At 69.2% G+C, this 19,961-nt stretch carries 17 protein-coding genes and 1 pseudogene; 5 read left to right on the top strand and 13 right to left on the bottom strand.

What is annotated here, in order from left to right; genetic code table 11:
• From BN11_RS23330 to BN11_RS01220, 3 genes are all read left to right on the top strand, one after another.
• Positions 1 to 966 (top strand): glycosyltransferase (locus BN11_RS23330; protein WP_048693417.1); only part of this gene is annotated, 966 nt, incomplete at its 5' end.
• A gap of 61 nt (positions 967 to 1,027) precedes the next feature.
• On the top strand, positions 1,028 to 2,443 hold the full coding sequence (locus BN11_RS01225; protein ID WP_048693414.1) for a pyridoxal phosphate-dependent decarboxylase family protein: 1,416 nt from the start codon (positions 1,028 to 1,030) through the stop codon (positions 2,441 to 2,443).
• Entirely contained in the window at positions 2,440 to 3,972 is a 1,533-nt protein-coding gene (locus BN11_RS01220) for a xylulokinase (protein ID WP_048693411.1), read from the top strand. Before BN11_RS01225 ends, BN11_RS01220 begins: the two co-directional genes overlap by 4 nt.
• A gap of 27 nt (positions 3,973 to 3,999) precedes the next feature.
• Here the strand turns inward: BN11_RS01220 and BN11_RS01215 are convergent, their stop codons facing one another.
• On the bottom strand, positions 4,000 to 4,587 hold the full coding sequence (locus BN11_RS01215) for a hypothetical protein (RefSeq protein WP_048693407.1): 588 nt from the start codon (positions 4,585 to 4,587) through the stop codon (positions 4,000 to 4,002).
• Between the two features lie 85 nt (positions 4,588 to 4,672).
• Positions 4,673 to 4,906, bottom strand: a complete 234-nt coding sequence (locus BN11_RS24935) for a YciI family protein (RefSeq protein ID WP_235435317.1) — start codon at positions 4,904 to 4,906, stop codon at positions 4,673 to 4,675.
• A gap of 47 nt (positions 4,907 to 4,953) precedes the next feature.
• Here BN11_RS24935 and BN11_RS01205 point away from each other — a divergent pair, with 47 nt between their 5' ends.
• Both BN11_RS01205 and BN11_RS01200 read left to right on the top strand, forming a co-directional pair.
• A complete protein-coding gene (locus tag BN11_RS01205; protein WP_048693403.1) occupies positions 4,954 to 6,036 on the top strand; it encodes a DNA polymerase domain-containing protein in 1,083 nt (360 codons plus the stop codon).
• A gap of 17 nt (positions 6,037 to 6,053) precedes the next feature.
• On the top strand, positions 6,054 to 6,617 hold the full coding sequence (locus tag BN11_RS01200; protein ID WP_053083961.1) for a VOC family protein: 564 nt from the start codon (positions 6,054 to 6,056) through the stop codon (positions 6,615 to 6,617).
• A gap of 10 nt (positions 6,618 to 6,627) precedes the next feature.
• On the opposite strand, the gene BN11_RS01195 is transcribed toward BN11_RS01200, so the two are convergent.
• The 11 genes and pseudogenes from BN11_RS01195 to BN11_RS23325 form a co-directional block, all read right to left on the bottom strand.
• Positions 6,628 to 7,791 carry an ATP-binding protein gene (locus BN11_RS01195; protein ID WP_048693401.1) on the bottom strand — a complete coding sequence of 388 codons (1,164 nt, stop codon included), beginning with the start codon at positions 7,789 to 7,791 and terminating at the stop codon, positions 6,628 to 6,630.
• 156 nt (positions 7,792 to 7,947) lie between these two features.
• Complete coding sequence (gene bar / locus BN11_RS01190; RefSeq protein WP_048693396.1) at positions 7,948 to 9,090, bottom strand: barbiturase; 1,143 nt, start codon at positions 9,088 to 9,090, stop codon at positions 7,948 to 7,950.
• 80 nt (positions 9,091 to 9,170) lie between these two features.
• Complete coding sequence (gene arcC, locus BN11_RS01185) at positions 9,171 to 10,115, bottom strand: carbamate kinase (protein ID WP_048693393.1); 945 nt, start codon at positions 10,113 to 10,115, stop codon at positions 9,171 to 9,173.
• Positions 10,116 to 10,214: 99 nt separating this feature from the next.
• Positions 10,215 to 11,738: an acetyl-coenzyme A carboxylase carboxyl transferase subunits beta/alpha gene (locus tag BN11_RS01180; protein WP_048693390.1), complete on the bottom strand. Its 1,524-nt coding sequence runs from the start codon at positions 11,736 to 11,738 to the stop codon at positions 10,215 to 10,217.
• A complete protein-coding gene (locus tag BN11_RS01175; RefSeq protein WP_048693387.1) occupies positions 11,731 to 12,897 on the bottom strand; it encodes a CaiB/BaiF CoA transferase family protein in 1,167 nt (388 codons plus the stop codon). The genes BN11_RS01180 and BN11_RS01175 overlap by 8 nt, the downstream gene beginning before the upstream one ends.
• 269 nt (positions 12,898 to 13,166) lie before the next feature.
• The gene (locus BN11_RS01170) at positions 13,167 to 13,523 is read right to left on the bottom strand and encodes a bleomycin resistance protein (protein WP_327152826.1); all 357 of its coding nucleotides are present in this window, start codon (positions 13,521 to 13,523) and stop codon (positions 13,167 to 13,169) included.
• Positions 13,524 to 13,560: 37 nt separating this feature from the next.
• Positions 13,561 to 14,394: an SDR family oxidoreductase gene (locus tag BN11_RS01165; RefSeq protein WP_048693381.1), complete on the bottom strand. Its 834-nt coding sequence runs from the start codon at positions 14,392 to 14,394 to the stop codon at positions 13,561 to 13,563.
• Positions 14,391 to 16,367, bottom strand: a complete 1,977-nt coding sequence (locus BN11_RS01160; protein ID WP_083433439.1) for a hydantoinase B/oxoprolinase family protein — start codon at positions 16,365 to 16,367, stop codon at positions 14,391 to 14,393. The genes BN11_RS01165 and BN11_RS01160 overlap by 4 nt, the downstream gene beginning before the upstream one ends.
• Position 16,368: 1 nt before the next feature.
• Positions 16,369 to 18,510: a hydantoinase/oxoprolinase family protein gene (locus BN11_RS01155; RefSeq protein WP_048693378.1), complete on the bottom strand. Its 2,142-nt coding sequence runs from the start codon at positions 18,508 to 18,510 to the stop codon at positions 16,369 to 16,371.
• A 199-nt stretch (positions 18,511 to 18,709) separates the two neighbouring features.
• On the bottom strand, positions 18,710 to 19,642 hold the full coding sequence (locus BN11_RS01150; protein WP_048693373.1) for a carbon-nitrogen hydrolase family protein: 933 nt from the start codon (positions 19,640 to 19,642) through the stop codon (positions 18,710 to 18,712).
• A pseudogene (locus BN11_RS23325) lies at positions 19,639 to 19,961 on the bottom strand (SRPBCC family protein); the annotation flags it as partial. The gene BN11_RS01150 and the pseudogene BN11_RS23325, both read right to left, overlap by 4 nt.

Genomic DNA, 19,961 nt, shown 5'->3' with positions numbered 1-19,961 from the left:
CCCCCCCCCGCCGATGCCGTGCAGCCGGGCGACAGCGTGCTGGCGGGCGTGCTGGCCCGGGATCTCGCGGCGAGTCTGGCGCAGACGCGCGGGGCCCGTCCGCTGACCGTCCTCTTCACCGGCCAGCTGCCGACAGCGTTCCGCGAGAGTCACTTTGGGTTCGAGTTCTTCCGGGAATCCGCGGCGTACAACCGGGCCGGCAGCCGTTTCGGCTGGCGCATCGCCAACAGCCTCGGCCTGCCCCTCGGCAACGCCGTTCGCCGACGCGCCGGCATCCGCACTCGACGCGCGCGCCGGGCCACGTCCGACGCCGACCGCCATCCGGTGCTCATCACCGCCAGCCCGCTCGTCGTGCCTACGGCGCCGGACTGGCCGGCGACGGCGCGGCAAACCGGCTACCTGACAGGTCCCGAACCCGACGTCCGCGCGCCCGCGGAGGTGGTCGACTTCCTCGCCTCCGGGAAGCCTCCCACCTATGTCGGCTTCGGCAGCCTCGGCCCGAGCGGCGCTCACAACGATCTCGGCGTCGTCGTGGCGGCCAGCCGGCGCAGCGGCATCCGTATCGTCACTCCCGCGGTCGGGAGCGCGCGGCCCGGCTTGGTCGACGAGGGAGTGCTCGCGATCGACCCCATCGCCCATTCCTGGCTCTTCCCGCGCATGGCGGGCGTGGTCCATCACGGCGGCGCCGGGACGACCTGGGCGGGGTTGCGCTCGGGCGTGCCCTCGGCCGCGATCCCCTTCGGCGTCGATCAGCCCTATCACGCCCATCGTCTGACGTCTCTGGGGGTGGGACCCGATACCTTTCCGGTGCAACAACTTTCGCCGGAGAGCTTGGCCGGACTCCTTGCCGCGCTCACCGAGGGGCGGTATGCCGCTCGCGCCGCCGAGCTCGGCACGCTTGCTCGCGCCGAGGACGGGCTGGGTGCCACGCTGGCCTACCTCGACGAGGCCGGCTACCTCGGCTGACCCCTGCACTTACCCACTGGTAACGTCGCTCTCGACCCCGTTGACGGATGGTGGAGGCCAGATGTCCGACTTTCCGTATGCCGAGCGCTTCCCCGTGCAGCGCACCCTGCCCGAGCAGGGCCGGCCGCGCTCCGAGTTGCTTGCCGAGCTGACCGCGATGGCCCAGGAAGAGGACGCGGTCTGGGAGAGCGGCAAGATCTCCGGGACGATGTACTGCGGCGATCACGAGCACTATGCCTTCCTCTCCGAGGCGTTCGCGAAATTCGCGCATGTCAATGCGCTGCAACGCGATATGTGCCCTTCGCAGACGAAGTTCGAGGGCGAGATCATCGCCATGGTGCTCGACTTGATGCACGCCGACGCCGTGACCGACACCACCCCGGCTGGCTTGGTCACCAGCGGCGGCACCTTCAGCATCCTGCACGCGATCCTCGCCTATCGAGAACACGCATCCGCGACACGCGGCATCTCGACTGCTGCCGGACGCCTGCCGAACCTCGTCAAACCCGAGACAGCGCATCCGGCATTCGACAAGGCCTGCCACCTGTTCGGCATCGAAAATCGCACTGTCCCAGTCGATCCCGCCACGACCCTGGTCGACCCCTCCGCGATGGGCGCCCGCATCGACGACAACACCATCGCCATCGTCGGGTCCGCGGGCAACTATCCCTACGGCACCATCGACCCGATCTCCGAACTCGGCCGACTGGCCCTGGATCGAGGTGTCGGGCTGCATGTCGACGGCTGCCTCGGCGGTTTCATCCTCCCCTTCGGGGAGGAGTTGGGTTACGGCATACCGCCCTTCGACTTCCGGGTTCCAGGCGTGACCTCGATCTCGGCCGACACTCACAAATACGGCTACGCCTTCAAAGGATCGTCGGTGGTGGTCTTCCGCGACAAGGCGATTCGCAACAGTCAGTACTTCCACCAGCTCGCTTGGTTGGGCGGGAAGTACATGTCGCCCGGCATGGACGGATCGCGTTCCGGAGGATTGCTCGCCGCGACCTGGGCGTCGATGACACACCTGGGCCGGGAGGGTTACCGCCGCTATGCCGGCGAGATCTTCGAGACCGCCGCGCGCCTGATGGACGTCGTGCGCAGCCACCCACCGTTGCGGATCATGGGCGACCCGACCTTCTGCTTCTCCTTCACCTCCGAGGACTTCGACATCTATCACGTCGCCGACTTCATGAAACCGCGCGGGTGGCGCTTCAACGGCCAGCAGTACCCCAACGCGATCCACCTCGCTGTCACCCGGCCCCAGACCAAACCCGGTGTGGTGGAGGCTTTTTCGTCCGACTTGGCCGACGCGGCGACCTATGCGCAAGAGCAAGCGGCCGCTGGTCGGATGAGCCAGTCGGGCGCCATCTACGGCGGGGTCGTCGGCGGCCTGACGAGTGAGGTGGAGACGGTCATGACGACGATCATGGACGGCATGCTCGACACGCAGCAGTCGCTGCCGCCCGAGGTGAGATGACCGCCGGCACTTCCGGCGGGGACGACCTCGTCCTGGCCGTCGACCTCGGCAGCGGCGGCCCGAAGATCGGCTACGTCACGCTCACGGGTGAGCCGGTCTGGTGGTGGTACGAGCGCGCGGACGCGGTCCAGGGCGCGAACGTCCAGGACCCGGAGGACTGGTGGCGCTCCATCACCGGCATCGCGGCGCAGGCCATCTCCTCCGGCGCCGTCGACGGATCCCGCGTCGTCGGCGTTGCCTGTACCGGGCAGTGGGCGAGCACGGTGCCGGTCGACGCCGACGGACTGCCCGTCGGCGAATGCCTCATGTGGAGCGACACCCGAGGCGCCGAACACTCGGCGAAACGCTTCGGCGGGCCGGTTGCGGGGTATGCCGCCCGCCCCCTCGCGACGTGGTTACGCCGCTCGGGCGGCATACCCAACCCTGCCGGGGCGGACCCGGTGGCGCACATGCTTCATCTCCAGTTCGACCGGCCCGAGGTCGAGGCGCGCTGGTTCCTCGAACCGGTCGACTACCTGACGATGCGCTTCACCGGCATCGCAGCCGCCACACCCGCGTCGATGACCGGGGCGTGGCTGACCGACAACCGCAGGCCGGACAATGCGGCATACGACCCCGTGCTGGTGCGGATGGCGCAGGTCGATGCCGACCGGCTGCCGCCGCTGGTGCCGACCGGCTCCATCGTCGGCACAGTGCGTCCGGATGTCGCTGCGCTGCTGGGTATTCCGGCGACCGCGCGCGTCGTCACCGGGCTGCCCGATCTGCAGAACGCCGCCATCGGGTCCGGCGCGGTCGGGTTGCACCAGCCGCACATCTCGCTCGGCACCTCGGCGTGGCTCTCGTGCCCGGTGCCGGGCAAGAAGACCGATGTCCTGCGGTCCATGGCGGCCGTCCCCGGCATCGGCGACGGCAACTACCTGCTTGCCAACAACCAGGACAACGCCGGCCGGGCGCTCGAATGGTTCAAGTCGGCTTTCGCCCCCGACGTGCCGTATGCCGAGTTGTTCGCCCGCGCTGCACAGGTGCCCGCGGGCGCCGGCCGGGCGCTCTTCACGCCGTGGCTCTCGGGTGAGCGCTCTCCCGTCGACGATCGCCAGGCCCGCGGCGGTTTTCACAACCTGTCCTTGGACGCCGACCGCGACGACCTGACGCGCGCCGTGCTCGAGGGGGTCGCCCTCAACATGCGATGGCTCCTGGCCGGCTGCGAACGCTTCGCCGGGCGCCGGCTCGACCCGATTCGGCTGATCGGCGGGGCCGCCCGGAACGACCTTTGGTGCCAGATCCTGGCCGACGTGTGCGACCGTTCCCTGGAACGCATCCGTGATCCGCTCGTTGCCGGGCTGCGCGGTTGCGGGTTGACCTTCGCCCTGGCCAGCGGTGCCGTCACGGTCAGCGAGGTGGGCGACCTGGTGCCGGTGGACCGATTCTTCGACCCGGATCCGGAGCATCGCGAGATCTATGACCTGCTCTATGCGCAGTTCCCGAAGCTGCACTCGCGCAACCGCACGATGTTCGTCGCACTGAACTGAGCCGATCGGCGTCCGCCCTGCGATGGGTCAGGCGCAGTTGTCGCACACCCCTGTCGCGGGGAGCTGGACGAAGCAACTCGGGCAGTAGACGGCCACCGGTTCGGGCGCGGATGCTCGGTGAGCCGTGGCCCGGGGCGCGCGGGCGCGCGGCGACCGCTCCCCGGCAGCAGGCGACTGCAGCCGCCAGCCCCCCGCCGGCTCGGGTGCATCCGCCCAGCGGTAGCACTGCAGCCGCAGTTCGGCCGCCAGTCGCTCGCGATCCTTGGGGGTCTCCGCACCGAGCTCCAGCGACGCGAGCGCCTCGTCGAATGCCGGGCCAACCTTGCCGTGATCGGCCGTCACGAGGGCGCCGAGCGGGGGCTCCCCCTCAGCGACACAGGCCTGCGTCAGGTGCGTGAGGAAGGTCCCGATCCACTTGTTGAGGCTGGGATTGACCTCGATCCCGCTGCGCGACAGGACGTGCTGCGCCAACTCGCGCTGGGTGGTCACGGCATACGGCCGGCTCGCAACCGTGGCGAGGAACTCCCGCGCGATCGGGATCCATTCGCTCTCGGCCGCGCTGCGCCCGATGAGGGAACCATCGCGAGCCCGGGCGAATGCCCCGATCCCGCTCACCGCCGGGCTTCCGATCGATCCACGACCGCAAGCCTACGTCGGCCCGGTGGCCGGGAGTTGACGGCGACGCGTCCACCGCGCGACGTCAGGCCCCTTGGAGCGGGCGCACCTCGATGACATTGCCGCAGGCAGCTTGGGCCTCCGTGGCGAGGGCCACGGCTTCTTCGTCGTCGGTGGCCTCGACGACCCAGAAACCGCCCATCATCTCCTTGGCCTCGCAGAACGGCCCGCCCGTGCTTGTCGAGAATCGGCGCCGGCCGGGTGCCGTGCCTTCACTGTCCCTACGACCGGGCCCGACCGTATGCGACAGCTGACTCACGTTTGATCCGGCCCGGAGCGGCGGCGGGTCCCCGTAGTCTGGGCCACATGCCCAAGCCGCCCGCAGCCGAGGTCATCGCCGGCGACCGTGTCGTGCGGGTTTCCTCCCCCGACCGGGTCATCTATCCGGCCACCGACACCACCCCCGAGGTGACCAAGGTGATGGTGGCGCAGTATTTCGCGGACGTCGAGGACGGGCTGATGCGGGCGCTGCGCGATCGGCCGACGGCCCTGGAGCGGTGGACCAAGGGGGTTCTTCCGGGTATGACGCTCGGCACCGGCCGGCCGGGCGAGAAGGCGGATGCGTTCTACCAGAAGCGGGTTCCGGTCGGCGCGCCCGACTATCTCGAAAGCTGCGAGATCACTTTCCCTTCTGGCCGAACGGCTTTGGAGGTGTGTCCCACCGAGATCGCCGTGCCGGTGTGGTGCGCGCACATGGGCACGCTGACCTTCCACCCGTGGCCGGTGCGCCGCGACGACGTGGACCACCCCGACGAGTTGCGCATCGACCTCGATCCGCAGCCGGGGACTGACTTCACCGATGCGGTGCGGGTCGCCGGTGTCGCCAAGGACCTGCTCGACGAACTCGGGATCGCCGGCTGGCCGAAGACGTCCGGCAACCGGGGCGTGCACATCTACGTCCGCATCGAGCCGCGCTGGAGTTTCGAGGAGGTCCGGCACGCCGCGATCGGCTTCGGTCGCGAGTTGGAGAAGCGCGACTCGGACGTCACCACCGCATGGTGGAAAGAGGAACGGGGAGAACGCATTTTCGTCGACTTCAACCAGAACTGCCGGGACCGGACGATCGCCTCGGCGTACTCCCTGCGACCCAAGCCGGGTGCCCCGGTCTCGACGCCGATGACGTGGAGCGAGCTTGCTGACGTGCGCGACCCCGCGGCATACAACCTGTTCACGGTGCCCGAGCGACTCGCCGACGGCGACCCGTGGGCCGGGATCGACGAGCGCGCCTTCTCGATCGACCCGCTCCTGCGCCTGTATGAGGAGTCCGGCCTGGGAGAGATGCCGTTCCCGCCCGACTATCCGAAGATGCCCGGGGAGCCGCCGCGGGTCCAGCCGAGCAAGAAGGTCGCCGCCCACTGGGACGCGGACGGCAACCGCATCGAGGACTGATCGAGGAGTATGACGCGGTGGGACTGACGCTGCTCGCCGTGGCCTTCGACGCCGAGGACCCGCGCTCGGTCGCGGAATTCTGGGGAGCCCTTCTGGCGCGTGAGCTGAGGCCGGACGGTGACGGGTGGGTGCTGCCCGGGTCGGCGACCCAAGTGGGACTGCAGTTCGTCCCGGTGCGCCCCGACACCAATCCCGGCGGCAACGAATTCTGCGTCACCGAGGCCGGCAACGCCTACCTGGCGGGCACCGGCCGGCTGGGCGAGGTGACGTGCGACGGCACGCAGGCGGTGGGCCACTTCTGGAGTTCCGCACTGGGCTGGCCGCTGGTGTGGGACCAGGACGAAGAGACCGCCATCCAGTCGCCCGCCGGCGGGACGAAGATCGCCTGGGGCGGCCCGCCGATGGCCGCCAAGCGTGGACGCAACCCACAGCACTTCGTCCTGGAGGTCGGCGCCGCTGAGCGGGAGCGCGAAGTCGCCCGGCTGACCGGGCTGGGGGCACGGCATACCAGCCCTCCGAGCGACGGACCGGCGGAGCTCACCGACCCGGACGGCAACGAATTCGTCGTCCGCGCGCGCTGACGAATTGTGTTCAGCCGCGCTGGTATTCGCGGATCCAGGCGCCCATCCCCGGCAGGGTGAAGCGCAGCCTGCCGCGGCCGGCCGCCTCGATGACGCCGCGGTCGATGAGCCGGGCCCGCGGCACGCTGATGGCCCGTGACTCTCGGCCCATGGTCGTCGCGATGTGCTCGCGCGGGACGATCTCCTCGCCATAGTCGGCCATGGCCCCGAGGAAGGCCTGCTCCAGATCGCTCGCGGAGTCCCATCGCGCGCGGCACATGGCGGCCAGCTGACCGCGCATTCGGTCCTCGCCGGCGTGCAGGTCGTCGAGCTCGAGCGTGTCCCCCGTGCGGGGCGCGGCGGCCTGCCACGTGGAGTCCCCGACGAGCTGCAACAGGTAGGGGTTGCCGTCGGCGATATCGAGGCCCGCGGAGATCGCATCCGCCGCCCACCCCACCCCCTCCTCCTGCGCCGGCTCCTCCAACACCCGCCGCGAATCCGCGTCGTCGAAACGGTCGATCCCGATGAACTCGCTGCGCTCGCCGAAGGTCGCCGCGCGCATGATCATCTCCGGCGTGGACGGCAGCCCCGCGGTCATCAGCGCGAGGGGATTCTCGGCGCGCCGGCCGGCGAGGTTCTGCATGGCGTTCAGGAGGACTCCGACCTCGGCATACGGTGCGGCGTGCAACTCGTCGATGAGCACGAGCAGGCCCGCGCCCCCGCGCGCCCGGATCGCCGCGGCCGCCTCGTGCAGCATCCGCTCGAGGCTGGAGATCGCGCCGGTCGGCACCTCGGGCGCCGCCCCGCGCGCGAACTCCGTCGAGAAGCCCACCCCGAAGATCGCGAACTCCACCGAGATGGTGTCGAGCACCCGCTTGGTCGACCGGTCGTCGAGCACCTCGGCGTCGATCAACGCCCGCCGCACGCTCGCCGCCAGCTCGGTGAGCATCGGGCTCCCCTTGGCGCAGGCCACCCACGCGGTGACGAACCCCAGCTCGCGGGCCCGGTCCTCGGTGTCGCGCAGGAGTGTCGTCTTGCCCAGGCCACGCGGCGCGTGCAGGACGACCGGTGGCCCCGCCAACTCGCCGTATGCCGTCACCCGCGCCAGCAGGTCGGCCAGCCGGCGGCGCTCGGCGGCCCGGCCGACGAGCACCCGGGGCAGGTCACCGGGGGTGAAGGGACTGGGGATCAGCACTAGCCACCTCGCGAGGATCGTTTGTTATACATCGGCTGTCTATAACAATCGCTATCGACGATCGCCACTCTCCCATGCGGCACCGACAATGACCCCACGACGCGTGCGACGGTTGGCGACCATAGGCCGCCAACCGTCGTGCTTGGTGAGACGCCGTCAGGCGGAGGGGCTCCAGCGGTAGCCGGTGGGCTCGCCCTCGCCCAAGTCGACGATCGCGGCCACCGGGCCACCGCCGTCGGGGCCCTGGTGCGCGGCGGAGACGGAGACGAACACCGCCGGGTCGCCGGTCACCGATGCGGTGACGCCGCCGACGCAGCTCTTGATCTGCCGGTGCCAGTGCACGTCGGAGTCGTCGAGCATGGCGTTGCGGCGGCCGTGGACCTGGCCATCTGTGGATGCCTCGCACTTGAGGAAGACATTGACGAGGCGGCCATCGATGTCGCTGGACAGCGCCCGCTCGGGCAGGTCGAGGCCCGCGTCCTTGATGGCCTCCCAGATGCCGCCGGCGTCGAGGGCGTCGTTCATGACCGAGTGCCCGATCCGGTAGCGGCCGCCGATGCCCTTGGCGTTGCCGACCACGACGACCTGGGCCTGGTCGAGTTCGACCCCGGAAGAGCAGGAGGCGACCGAGGAATACTTGGCCCGGTTGTGCATGACGTCCTCGTCGCTCACCGAGTCGACCTCTCCGAGGGCCTTGGCGATGCCGAGGGCGGTGCAGCCGTTGGAGAGGTCCATCGACTCATGCGTGTGCTCGGTCCAGACGCTCTTGCCGCGCGACTTCGCGTCGCGGATGGTGTGGATGGTCAGCAGCGGCGTCTTGGTCTGGACGTAGTGCACGTCGGCCGGGTCGGTGATGCCGGCCCGCTCCATCGCGACCTTGACGGCGTCGGCCACCTTATCGACCATCGCGACATAGCCGATCTCCTCCGGCAGCAGGTGCTCGCTCATGGCGAACCCGACCGTCAGCCGCGGTTGGTCGGTCTTCTCGGTCTTGTCCGCGGGCACGGTCGCGAAGATCGTCGCGTGCGGGCTGATGACGCCGTCGGTGCCGCCGGACCAGACGATCGGCACCTGCTTGACCTGCTCCTCGGGGGCGCCATTGGCCATCAGCACCTCGCGGAAGGCGCGGTCGGCGATGATCCGGGTGTAGTCGTTGACGCCGCCATTCCCCTCCGTCTTGCCGATGATGGCGATGACGCGGCTGGCCTCCATGACGCCGTCGTCGAGCAGCTTCTGCAGCTCGGACGCGTCGGCGACGGAGTGGATCGGGACCTTGCGTACTTCGATTGCGTCAGGCACTTCGGGTGACCTTTCTGTCGGTGCTCACATTGGCGTTTTCGTTGCTGGGTATGCTGTTCGGCTCGGCTTGGGTGGCCCGGTCACCCGGGCGTGATGACCGTTCCGACGTCGTCGGCGTCGGGATCGATGGCGTCCCCGATCTTGTCGAGGGAGGTGATCACACTGCACCGGCCCCCCTCGTCGATGAACCGCAACGCCGCCTCGACCTTCGGCCCCATGGAGCCGCTCGCGAACTCGTCGTCCGCGGCATACTGTCGCATCTCCGCGACCGTCACGGCTTCGAGGGCCCGCTCCTGCGGCGTTCCCCATCCGACCATCACGTTCTCGACGTCGGTGGCGATGACGAGCACGTCGGCGTCGAGGGCCTTCGCCAGCACCGCGGCCGTGAGGTCCTTGTCGATGACGGCCTCGACACCGTGGAGCTCGCCGGCGCTGTCGCGAACCACCGGTATGCCGCCGCCCCCCGCCGCGACGACGAGGTAGCCCGCGTCGAGCAGGGTCGTGATAGTCCCGGTCTCGAGCACCTCGAGCGGCTCCGGTGAGGCGACGACGCGGCGCCAGCCCTTCTCGCCCCGGTCCTCCCACGTCTGGCCATGGTCGATGAGAACCTTCGCTTCGTCGTGCGACAAGTAGCGGCCCACCGGCTTGGTCGGGGTGGCGAATCCCTCGTCGTCGCCGTCGACGAGGGTGCGCGAGATCAGGGCGGCGACAGGGCGCTCGACGCCGTGGCGGCGCAGTGCCGCTTCGAGGCTGTTGAGGACGGTGAAGCCGATCGTGCCCTGCGTCTGGGCGCCGCACCAGTCGAGCGGAACAGGCGGCACGACATTGGCGGCCAGCTCGTTCTTGACGAGAAGGTTGCCCACTTGCGGGCCGTTGCCGTGGGTGAGCACGACGTCGTGTCCGCGGACCACGAGTTCGGCGACATGCGTCATCGCGGTGGCGATGGCGTCGATCTGCGCCTGCGGCGTGGCGCTGCCGTCCGCTGCAGTCATGGCGTTGCCGCCGAGGGCGACGATGATCCTCACGCGTCGAAGCCTAGGAATGTGGTCCCGGACTCGGCGTTGTCAGCACCTGCCCACGAGTCGGCCTTTCGTTGGCACATTGCCATGTATGCCGCACCCATGTCACCGCAGGACGGTGCCGATGCGGCGGTAGCGGTCGTGGCGGGCGGCGAGCCGGGAGGCAGGGCGCATGGCGACGAGATCGGACAATTCGCCGGCGATCGCCTGCGCCATCCGGGCACAGAACTCCTCGGGTTCGTCGGCGGCATCCGGGCGCTCGGCGACGATCCGATCGACAATGCCTTCCGCCAGCAGGTCGAGGGATCGGACATGTTGCTGGGTCGCCAGATCGGGGGCGTGGCTCGTGTCCCGGAAGAGGATGGCGCTCGCGCCTTCCGGCGGCAGCGGCGACAACCACGAGTGTTGCGCGGCGATGACCCGGTCCGCGGGCATGAGCGCGATCGCGCCACCGCCGGTGCCTTCACCGAGCAGGACACACAGGGTGGGTTGGGACTGGACGACCATCTCGGCCAGCGACCGGGCGATCTCGCCGGCCAGGCCGCCCTCCTCGGCCTCCTTCGACAAAGCCGCGCCGGAGGTGTCGATGATCGAGACCAGGGGCAGATCGAGGTCGGTGGCGAGCCGCATACCGCGGCGGGCCACGCGAAGTCCGCTGGGAGACAAGGGTTTATCGGGCGTCTGGCGGCTGCGGTCCTGACCGAGGACGACGCAGGGTTGCGCGCCGAACCGGGCGAGCGCCAGAAAAAGGGAGCGGTCCGTTTCGCCCGCACCCGTGCCGTGCAGCGGAATCACTTCCGACGCACCGAGTTTCAGCAGGTCCCGAACGCCGGGGCGGTCCGGGCGGCGAGATCGGGTGATCGACTCCCATGCGGGGATGTCGGCGAGCGCCTCTTTCGCAACCGGTGGGATCGGCGAGGCGTGGCGCGGCTCGAGCAGCAGGTGGAGGAAGCGACTGGCTTGTGTCGCAAGGACCTCCACGGGCAGCACGGCGTCGAGCAGGCCGTTGTCATAGAGGTTCTCGGCCGTCTGCACCCCAGTGGGGAAGGGCTGCCCATAGAGCGCCTCGAAAACCCGCGAGCCGAGGAAGCCGACCGTGGCCCCGGGCTCGGCGACGGTGACATGGCCGAGGGAGCCCCACGAGGCGAAGACGCCGCCGGTCGTCGGGTGCCGCAGATAGGTGATGTAGGGCAGTTTGGCCGCCTTGAACACGGCGACGGCCGAGGTGATCTTGACCATCGTCGCGAAAGCCGGTGTGCCCTCTTGCATTCGGGTGCCACCCGAGGACGGGGTGGCGAACATCGGCAGCCCCTCGCGCGTGGCGCGCTCGAAGGCGAGCACGATGCGCTCTGCGGCAGTGCGCCCGATGGATCCGGCGAGGAAGCGGAACTCCCCGGCGATGATCGCGACCCGGCGACCGCCGATCCGGCCCTCGCCGGTGATGATCGACTCGTCCGTGCCGGCCTTTTCCGCGGCCGCGGCGAGCTCGGCCTCATACTCGCTGCCGGGCCGGGCAACGGCGAGTGGAGGCCCGTCCCACGACGTCCACGACCCGTCGTCGAGGACGGTGTCGAGGAGTTCGCGGGCCCCGAGGCGGCGTGGTTTGTCGCGGGTTTCCCTATCACTCATCGCTGTCCGCCAGCCAGGCGCGGATCGACTCGTTGTGCTCCCCGAGCCCCGGGGGCGGCAGGTGCGCCTCGCGCCCACCCGAATAGGCATTGTCGTCGAAGCGCAGCGGCGAGCCGGGGATGGTGATCTCGCCCAGCACCGGGTGGTCGACCTTCAGCAACAAATGCTGGCTCGCGACCTGGTCCCAGGTGTAGACCTGATCGATCGTGCGCACGTGACCGCAGGGGACGCCGATCTCTGCGAGCTTCACGAGCACTTCCTCGCTGGTGTGACCCGCGAGTGCGGCGTTGACAGCGGCCACGACGGCGTCGCGGTTGTGCACCCGCTCGCGGTTGGTCGCCATACCCTCGGCAGCGGGGTCGAGGCCGAACGCATTGGCGAACTTGACCCACAGGCTCTCGGCGGCACAGGCGATCTGGATCGGACCGTCGTCGGCCTGGAAGAGTCCGTAGGGCGCGATCGACGGGTGATGATTGCCCTGGGCGTGACCGACTTTGCCGCCGACAAGGTAGTTGGTGCCGTGCATGGCGTGGGCACCGATGACCGAGGCGAGCAGGCTGGTGCGCACGACGCGCCCCTTGCCGGTGCGTTCGCGCTCGTAGAGCGCCGCGACGACGCCGAAGGCGCCGTTCATGCCCGACAGCAGGTCGCCGATCGGGACGCCGACCCGCTGCGGGTCGTCGGGCGCGGAGCCGGTCACGGACATCAGGCCGGCTTCGCCCTGGGCGATCTGGTCGTATCCGGCGCGCCCGCCTTCGGGTCCGTCGTGACCGAAACCGCTGATGGACAAGACGATCAGTCGCGGGTTCAGTTCGTGCAGGTGCTCGTTCGAGAAACCGAGCCGGGCCAGGACTCCCGGCCGGAAGTTCTCGACGAGCACATCGGCGCGCTCGGCGAGCCGAGTCAGGATGTCGCGGCCGTCGTGGGACTTCAGGTCCAGCACGATCGATTCCTTGTTGCGGTTGGCCGCCAGGAAATAGGTCGAGATGTCGTGGTCCGGACCGACGAACGGCGGCCCCCAGCCGCGGGTGTCGTCACCGGTCTCGGACTCGATCTTGATCACCCGCGCCCCGAGGTCGCCGAGCATCATCCCGGCCTGCGGGCCCGCAAGGGCACGGGAGAGATCGATGACGGTGATGCCGTCGAGAGGACCGGACACGGTGGGCTCCTTCGCTCGCCAGGTCCTTCGAGCCTAGAGCGCTCTCCCGCTCCGACCGGCGTCAGGTTCTGGCAACTCCCGTCACACAACGCTGGCAGGAGTTGCCCACCACACTCAGTTGATGATCAGCGCTGTCACGACATGGGCCAGCTGCCCCGCCACATGCCCCAACTCGTGACGGCGCCCGCCCTGAGGTGTCACCAGTTGGGGTTCCTCCGGCATGGAATGGCCCAACTCGTGACAGGCCGGTCGCCCCGGGATCTGAGCGATTAGGAGTTGTGGATCAGGCGCAGCAGCGTCCCGTCGGGATCGACGAGGTAACCGATCCGCAGCCCGGACGACTCGACGGTCGGCAGGTGCAGCCGTGGCCATCCGCGGTCGGCCACCGGCGCGACCGGCTCGCAGGCCGCCACCAAGGCGTCCAGATCGTCGACCCGCAGGCAGCAGCTGAACGAACTGGTCTCCGGGTCCACCTCCGGGAAGGGGAAGAACTCCAGCATCAGATCCCCGCGATAGAGGACCAGCCAGGCCTCGTCCCGGAAGCCCACGTCGAATCCCAGTGCGGCATAGAACGCAACCGTGGCATCCATCTCGCGCGTCGGCAGGTTTGGAGTCGCACGATCCACCGTTTCAGCATATCACCGCCGCATTGTGGGCGAACGGTCATGCGACGGAAAGCACGTTCTCCCACGTTGACGGCGCGCCGCCGAGCAGGCGCGGGAGAATGGTGGAGTCGCCGGCGAATCCTTCGCGGTCGTATGCGGTGAACATCGCCAGCAGGTCGGCGCGCGGCTGCGGGGCGAGAGCCGCCCCGGCGCCGGCGAGCCATTCTTCGCGGCTGATCTGCGTGGCTCGCACGGGCCGGCCGAGCACGTCGGCGGCGATGGCGGCCAGTTCGCGCACGCTGAGTTCCTGCGGCCCGGCCAGGTCATATGCGGCATGGTCGAGCTCGCGCGTTAGCACCGCGGTGGCTGCCACCTGTGCGATGTCGTCGAGGTCGACATTGGTGAAGGGCACGTCGAGCGAGTAGGGCACAGCGATCTCGCCCGCAAGCGCGGCGGGCCGGAGATTCTGGTGGTATGCCGCGGGCCGCAGAATCGTCAGCCCGAACGGCTTCTCGCGCAACAGCTTCTCGGCCTCGTGCTTGCGCAGGTGATGCGGCATGGCCGTGTCGTCCGGGTGCATCACGGAGTGATAGACCACTCGCGGGATGCCGGCTGCCACCGCAGCATCCGCGATGTGCCGCACCATCTCCACTTCGCGCGCATTGACATTAGGCGCGATGACATAGACGGCGTCGACGCCGGCCAATGCGACGCCGAGGCCCTCCCCCGTCGCGAGATCGACCGGCACCCGGCGCGCGGCCGCATCCTCGTGAATCGGCGTCGATGAGCCGGGCCGCACGGCGCAGCGGACGCGAGCCCCACGGCATACCAGAGCCTTCGTGACGGCGCGGCCAGTCTTGCCGGCCGCACCCGTCACGAGCACCTCGGTCACAGCCAGTCGAACTCGTTGGCGTTGGCTCCGTCCGCGGCCAGCCGGGCATAGCCCGGGCCACGATCGAAGAAGGCCTCTTCGCCACGGGCAGAACGCATTTCGGCGCGCAGCGCATCACTGGCTGCCGCGTCGATCGTGACATCGTCCTTGGTGCCGCCGGCGACGACGCCATAGGACTCTCGGGCGCCGTCGAAGGAGACCTTGCCCCAGCGCAGGTCCCGCTCCACTTCGTCATAGGGCCGCTCGAGCGGGTCGCCCCAGCCGCCGCCGCCGGTGGTGCGGATGCGGATGATCTGCCCAGCCTCGACGACCTCGGCGTCGGCCAACGCGTCGACCATGCGCTCGTCCGGCCCGCCGAGGTCGATGGTCACCTCGAAGGGCCGGCCGGCCTTGCCGCCCTTGACGCCCCAGCACGCGAGGATTGAGCGGTCGGCAATGGACATGAAGTGCGCGTCCTTGAGCATGCGCAGGTGCTTCTCGTAGCCGAGACCGCCCCGATAGCGGCCTGCCCCACCGGAATCCACCGCCAGGCCCAGGCGCTCGACGATGAACGGGAAGCGGGATTCGGTGAACTCGGTCGGCAGGTTGCGGCTGTCGGGGACGACGTGGATGGTGTCCTCACCGTCGGCGTAGTAGCGGCCGCCGGAGCCGCCGCCGAGCACCTCGCGCATGAGGTAGTCGTTGTCGTCCATGTCCTTGCCATAGACCCCGGTGTAGCGGATCGTCTCCTGGTCGGCCGGCATCTGCCCGTCGACGGCCTTGGCGACGACCCCGGCGAGGACGCCGAGCAGCCGCAGGATGACGAAGGTGCGCGCGTTGGTCGGGGCCGGATAGATCGGCGTGAGCAGAGTTCCCTTGGGCGGGAACCGCATTTCGATGAGCGGCACGATGCCCTCGTTGACATCGAGCTCGGCCATCCGCTCGGGGGTGTCGGCGAGATTGCGCAGGATCGGCGCGAGCCACTTCTTGAGGAAGTTGCCGCCGACATAGTCGCCGCAGTGGTTGATCGGGCCCTTGGCCTGCGGTGCGGTGCCGGTGAAGTCGATGATCAGGCGCGGGCCGTTGCCCGGTCCCCCGGTCTCTTCCTTGATCAGGGTGATCCGCTGCGTATGCAGTTTGGGCTCGTCCACGCCGTCGTGCTCGGCGTAGTCCTCCCAGACGTAGGTGCCGGTGGGGATCTTGGAGAGGATCTCGCGGCTGTAGGTCTCGGTGGTCTTGTCGAGGATCGCGTCGAAGGCGGCCTCGACGGTCTCGCGGCCGTAACGCTGGAAGAGTTCGGACAGGCGACGGGCACCCATCAGGCAGGCGGAGCACTCGGCGTCGAGGTCGGCGGCGAGGCTGTCGGGCATCCGGCTGTTGCGGGTCATGATCCGCAGGGCGGCCTTGTTGGGAACTCCCTTGTCCCACAACTTGATCGGCGGGACGGAGAGCCCTTCTTCGAAGACAGTGGTGGCGCCCGAGGGCATCGAGCCGGGCACGGCTCCACCGATGTCGTCGTGGTGGCCGAAGGCCTGCACGAACGCGACGACCTCGCCCTTGTCGAAGACGGGGACCGTCACACACAGATCGGGCAGGTGCCCGATGCCGCCCTCGGATTCGTAGACGTCGTTGTGGAAGAAGACGTCGCCCTCGGCCATCTCCTCGAGCGGGAAGTCACGAGCGATGGGGTGGACGAGCGCGCTATAGGAGCGGCCGGTCAGCTTCCGCAGCTGGCGGTCGTGGATGCCGGCGCGGAAGTCGTGGGCGTCGCGGATCATCGGGCTGCGGCTGGTGCGCGCGATAGCGGTCTCGACCTCCATCTCGACGCTCGCGAGGGTCCCCTCCACGATCTCGACCACGATGGGGTCGACGTGGGTGCCCTCGGGGGTGAGCCGGTTGCCGTGCTCGTATGCCGTGGGCAGGCCCGCGGGGTTCGGCGCGTCCGGGTCGGGAGTCGCGTGGTTGATGCGGGTGGCGGCGGTGTTGCACCACATGTCAGGCCTCCTTGGTGATCACGAGGTTGCCGAAGCTGTCGACACGGACGGTGAAGCCGGGGTGGACCGGCACGGTGGAGCCGAACTCCTCGACGATCGCTGGGCCCGAGAAGGTGTCCCCTGCTCTCAGGTCCGGCCGCCAATACACGGGGGAATCGACATAACCTTGGTCGGCGTCGAAACACACTGGGCGAGTTGACTTTTGGGCCCTCTCAGTCAGCGCTGGCGCGCCGTCCGAGGAGTCGATCTCCCGGATCGTCGGCCGGGTGATCGGGCCGATGCCCGAGACGCGCAGGTTGACCCACTCGACTTCCTGGGTGGGGTCGTCACGGAAGTCGTAGCCATACAGCGTGCGGTGCTCGTCGTGGAAAGCGGCGGCCACGCCCGCGGCATACGACTCGTCGACGGTGCCCTCGGGGGCGTGCACGCGCACCTCATACGCCTGCCCGAAGTAGCGCAGGTCGACGGTGCGCACGTACTGGTGGGTCTCGTGCGCGAAGCCTTCCTTGTCGAGCGCGGCCTGGGCGCGCTCGGTCAGGGCGGCGAAGGTGTGCTCGATGGCGGCATAGTCCAGCGTGGACTGGCGGGCGACGGCCGTCTGGACGTAGTCGTTCTTGACGTCGACGGTCAGCAGGCCGAAGGCGCTGACGTTGCCGGGGTTCGGCGGGACGACGACACCGGCGAGGTCGAGGATGTCGACCAGGCGGCACGAGAGCAGTGATCCGGAGCCGCCGAAGGTCGTCAGCATGAAGTCGCGCACGTCGAGGCCGCGCTTGACGCTGACCTGACGCAAGGCGTTGGCCTGGTTCCAGGCCGAGATCTCGAGAATGCCTGTGGCACAACGCTCGAAGTCCAGGCCGAGCTTGCCGGCAAGGGCCTCGATGCCGGCGCGGGCCGCGTCGACATCGAGCGGGATCTCGCCGCCGAGCAGGTGCGGAGGTATGCGGCCCAGCACGACGTGGGCGTCGGTGATGGTCGGCTCGGTGCCACCTTTGGCGTAACACAGCGGGCCGGGATCGGCACCCGCCGACTGGGGGCCGACCTTCAAAGTGCCTTCGGGGGTGATCCAGGCGATCGAGCCACCGCCGGCACCGACGGTGACGACATCGATCATCGGGATCTTGCTCGGGTAGGCGCCGACCGTGCCCTCGGTCGTCAGGGTTGGTTCGCCGTCGAGGACGACCGAGACGTCCGTGGACGTGCCACCGCCGTCGCACGTCAGCACCTTGCCGAAGCCGGCCCGCTGGGCGATGAGCGCGGCCCCGAGGGCACCAGCGGCCGGACCCGACAGGACCGTCGTAATCGGCTGGTGGACAACCTCATCCGCCGAGAGCACTCCGCCATTGGACTTCATGACATAAAACGGAATCCCACGGGGGGCTCCGCCCCCCGTGTCCCCCCCGGACTGCGTCGCGCTCGCCCGCGTGAAGTCGTCAAGACGGTCGTGGATGTTCTTCACGTAGCGAGAGACATTGGGCTTGACCGCGGCATCGACGAGGGTGGTCATCGAGCGCTCGTACTCGCGGTACTCGCGCAGCACCTCCGAGGAGATCGAGACGACGGCCTCGGGGTGCTCCTCCGCGAGGATGGCGCGCATCGCCAGCTCGTGAGCGTCCTCGGCATACGCGTGCAGGAAGCACACGCCGATCGTGGTGATGCCCTGGTCCTTGAACCACCGGGCGACCTGACGGGCGCCCTCGGCGTCGAACGGGCGGATCTCGTTGCCGTGGAAGTCGAGGCGGCCGCCGACGGTCTTGACGAAGTCGGCCGGGACGATGCGCGGGGGCTTGACCCAGAAGTAGGAGTTGCCGTAGCCGTCCGGCACCGCCTGTCGGGCGATCTCGAGGATGAACTCGTAGCCCTCGGTGGTGATGAACCCGAGCGCCTCGACCTTGCCTTCGAGCAGTTTGTTCGTCGCGACCGTGGTGCCGTGGCTGACGGCGGTGATGTCCTCGCCGCTCGCGCCCATCTGCTCCAGGACCTTCGCCATCCCGTTGATGAATCCGTCGGCCGGATTGCTCGGGGTGCTGGGGGTCTTGGTGGTCACCATCTCGCCGGTGACCTCGTCCAGGGCCACCACGTCGGTGAATGTGCCGCCGGTGTCAATTCCTACGCGGATGCGCCGCTGCGCCGTCTCAGTCACGTCCCCGATTCAATCGACCCCGGGGCACGACGCGCCTTGTCACAACCTGACAACGAACGCCGCGATCCCCGGCGAACCTCACCGGTCGAGCCCTCCCGTGCTCCCGCTTCGCGGCTCCTTCACGTCGACAGCGCACGACACGCCGCAATGCGCCGGGTATGACGGCGTGTCGTGCACTCTCGACCCGGGCCGGGGCGGATCACTCCTCGACGGCGGTGTCGGCAAAGGCGTGGTGCTTGTGGGGAAAGCCGACCTTCGCCGGCGCCTGGAGGTCGTCGAGGTGTTTCTTGATCAGGTCGAGATTGCGGTCGCGAAGGTGGTCGAAGGCCTGGCCGATATTCGAGCCCGGGGTGAGGGAGGCCATCGCCTCGTCCGGGTCGAGGCGGGCGCTCACCCAGCCTTCGTGGGTGGCCGCCTTGGCGACGATGTGGGCGATGGGCGTGACGATATGGGAGTTGCCGAAATAGAGCACGCCGGCCGGGTCGGCGCCGACGGCATTGGCGCCGATGACGTAGACGTGGTTGTCGTAGGCCCGGGCGCGCGAAGTCAACTCCCAGATGTCCGCCGAGCGCAGCAACGCCGAGGGGCGGCAGATGAGCTCGGCGCCCTGGACGGCCTGGATGCGCGAGAGCTCGGGGTAGTCGCCGTCGAAGCAGATGATCATGCCGATCCGGCCGAGGTCGGTGTCACAGACGGCGACGGTGTCGCCCGGCGTCACCCAGCCGCCGCCGGTGATGATCTCGGAGCAGAAGGGGTGGGTCTTGCGATAGACGCCGAGCACCTCGCCGGTCCGGTCGATCAGGGCCGAGGAGTTGTAGACGATCCCCCGCTTGGGGCCGCGCTCGTAGGTGCCGACACAGATGACGACGCCGAGTTCCTTGGCCAGATCCTGCACCGGCTGGACGATCCCGCCCGGCAGCTCACTGACCAGGTCCCACAGCTCTTCGGGTGAGCAGTCGGGAGTGAAGCCCGTCGTGGCCGACTCCGGCAGGACCACCAGCTCCGCATCGGTCGCCGCGACGCACTCGCGGGTGAAGTCGACGCACTTGGCGACATTCGCCGCGATCGACTCCCGCGTCAGCGGCCCCGGGACCGGGGCGATCTGGATCGCCGCCGCGGTGAAGGCCTTCATCGGCCTAGCCCGCGGACCGCCGCTCCCAGGGCCACACCGGCGAGGGCGACGAGTCCACCGACGGCAACCCCGAGCGCAAAACCGTTCTCTCCCAGCCCGATCCCACCTCCGCCGGCAGCGGCGGCAGGGCGGCCCGCATACGACACCGGACCTGCGGCCGCACCGACCAGCTCACCAGCCCGCTCCGCCGGGGCGCCCACAGCCGCCGGTTCCGCCGGCCGCACTCCGGCGATATCGGCGTCGACGGCCTTGAAGAATTCGCCGGCCATCTTCTTCGTGACGCCGGTCAGCATGCGCTGGCCCACCCCGCCGATCATGC

The sequence above is a fragment of the Nostocoides australiense Ben110 genome (assembly GCF_001050535.1).
In the GTDB taxonomy this organism is placed as follows: Bacteria; Actinomycetota; Actinomycetes; order Actinomycetales; family Dermatophilaceae; genus Nostocoides_A; species Nostocoides_A australiense.
This window is presented reverse-complemented; position numbering and strand designations above follow the sequence as displayed.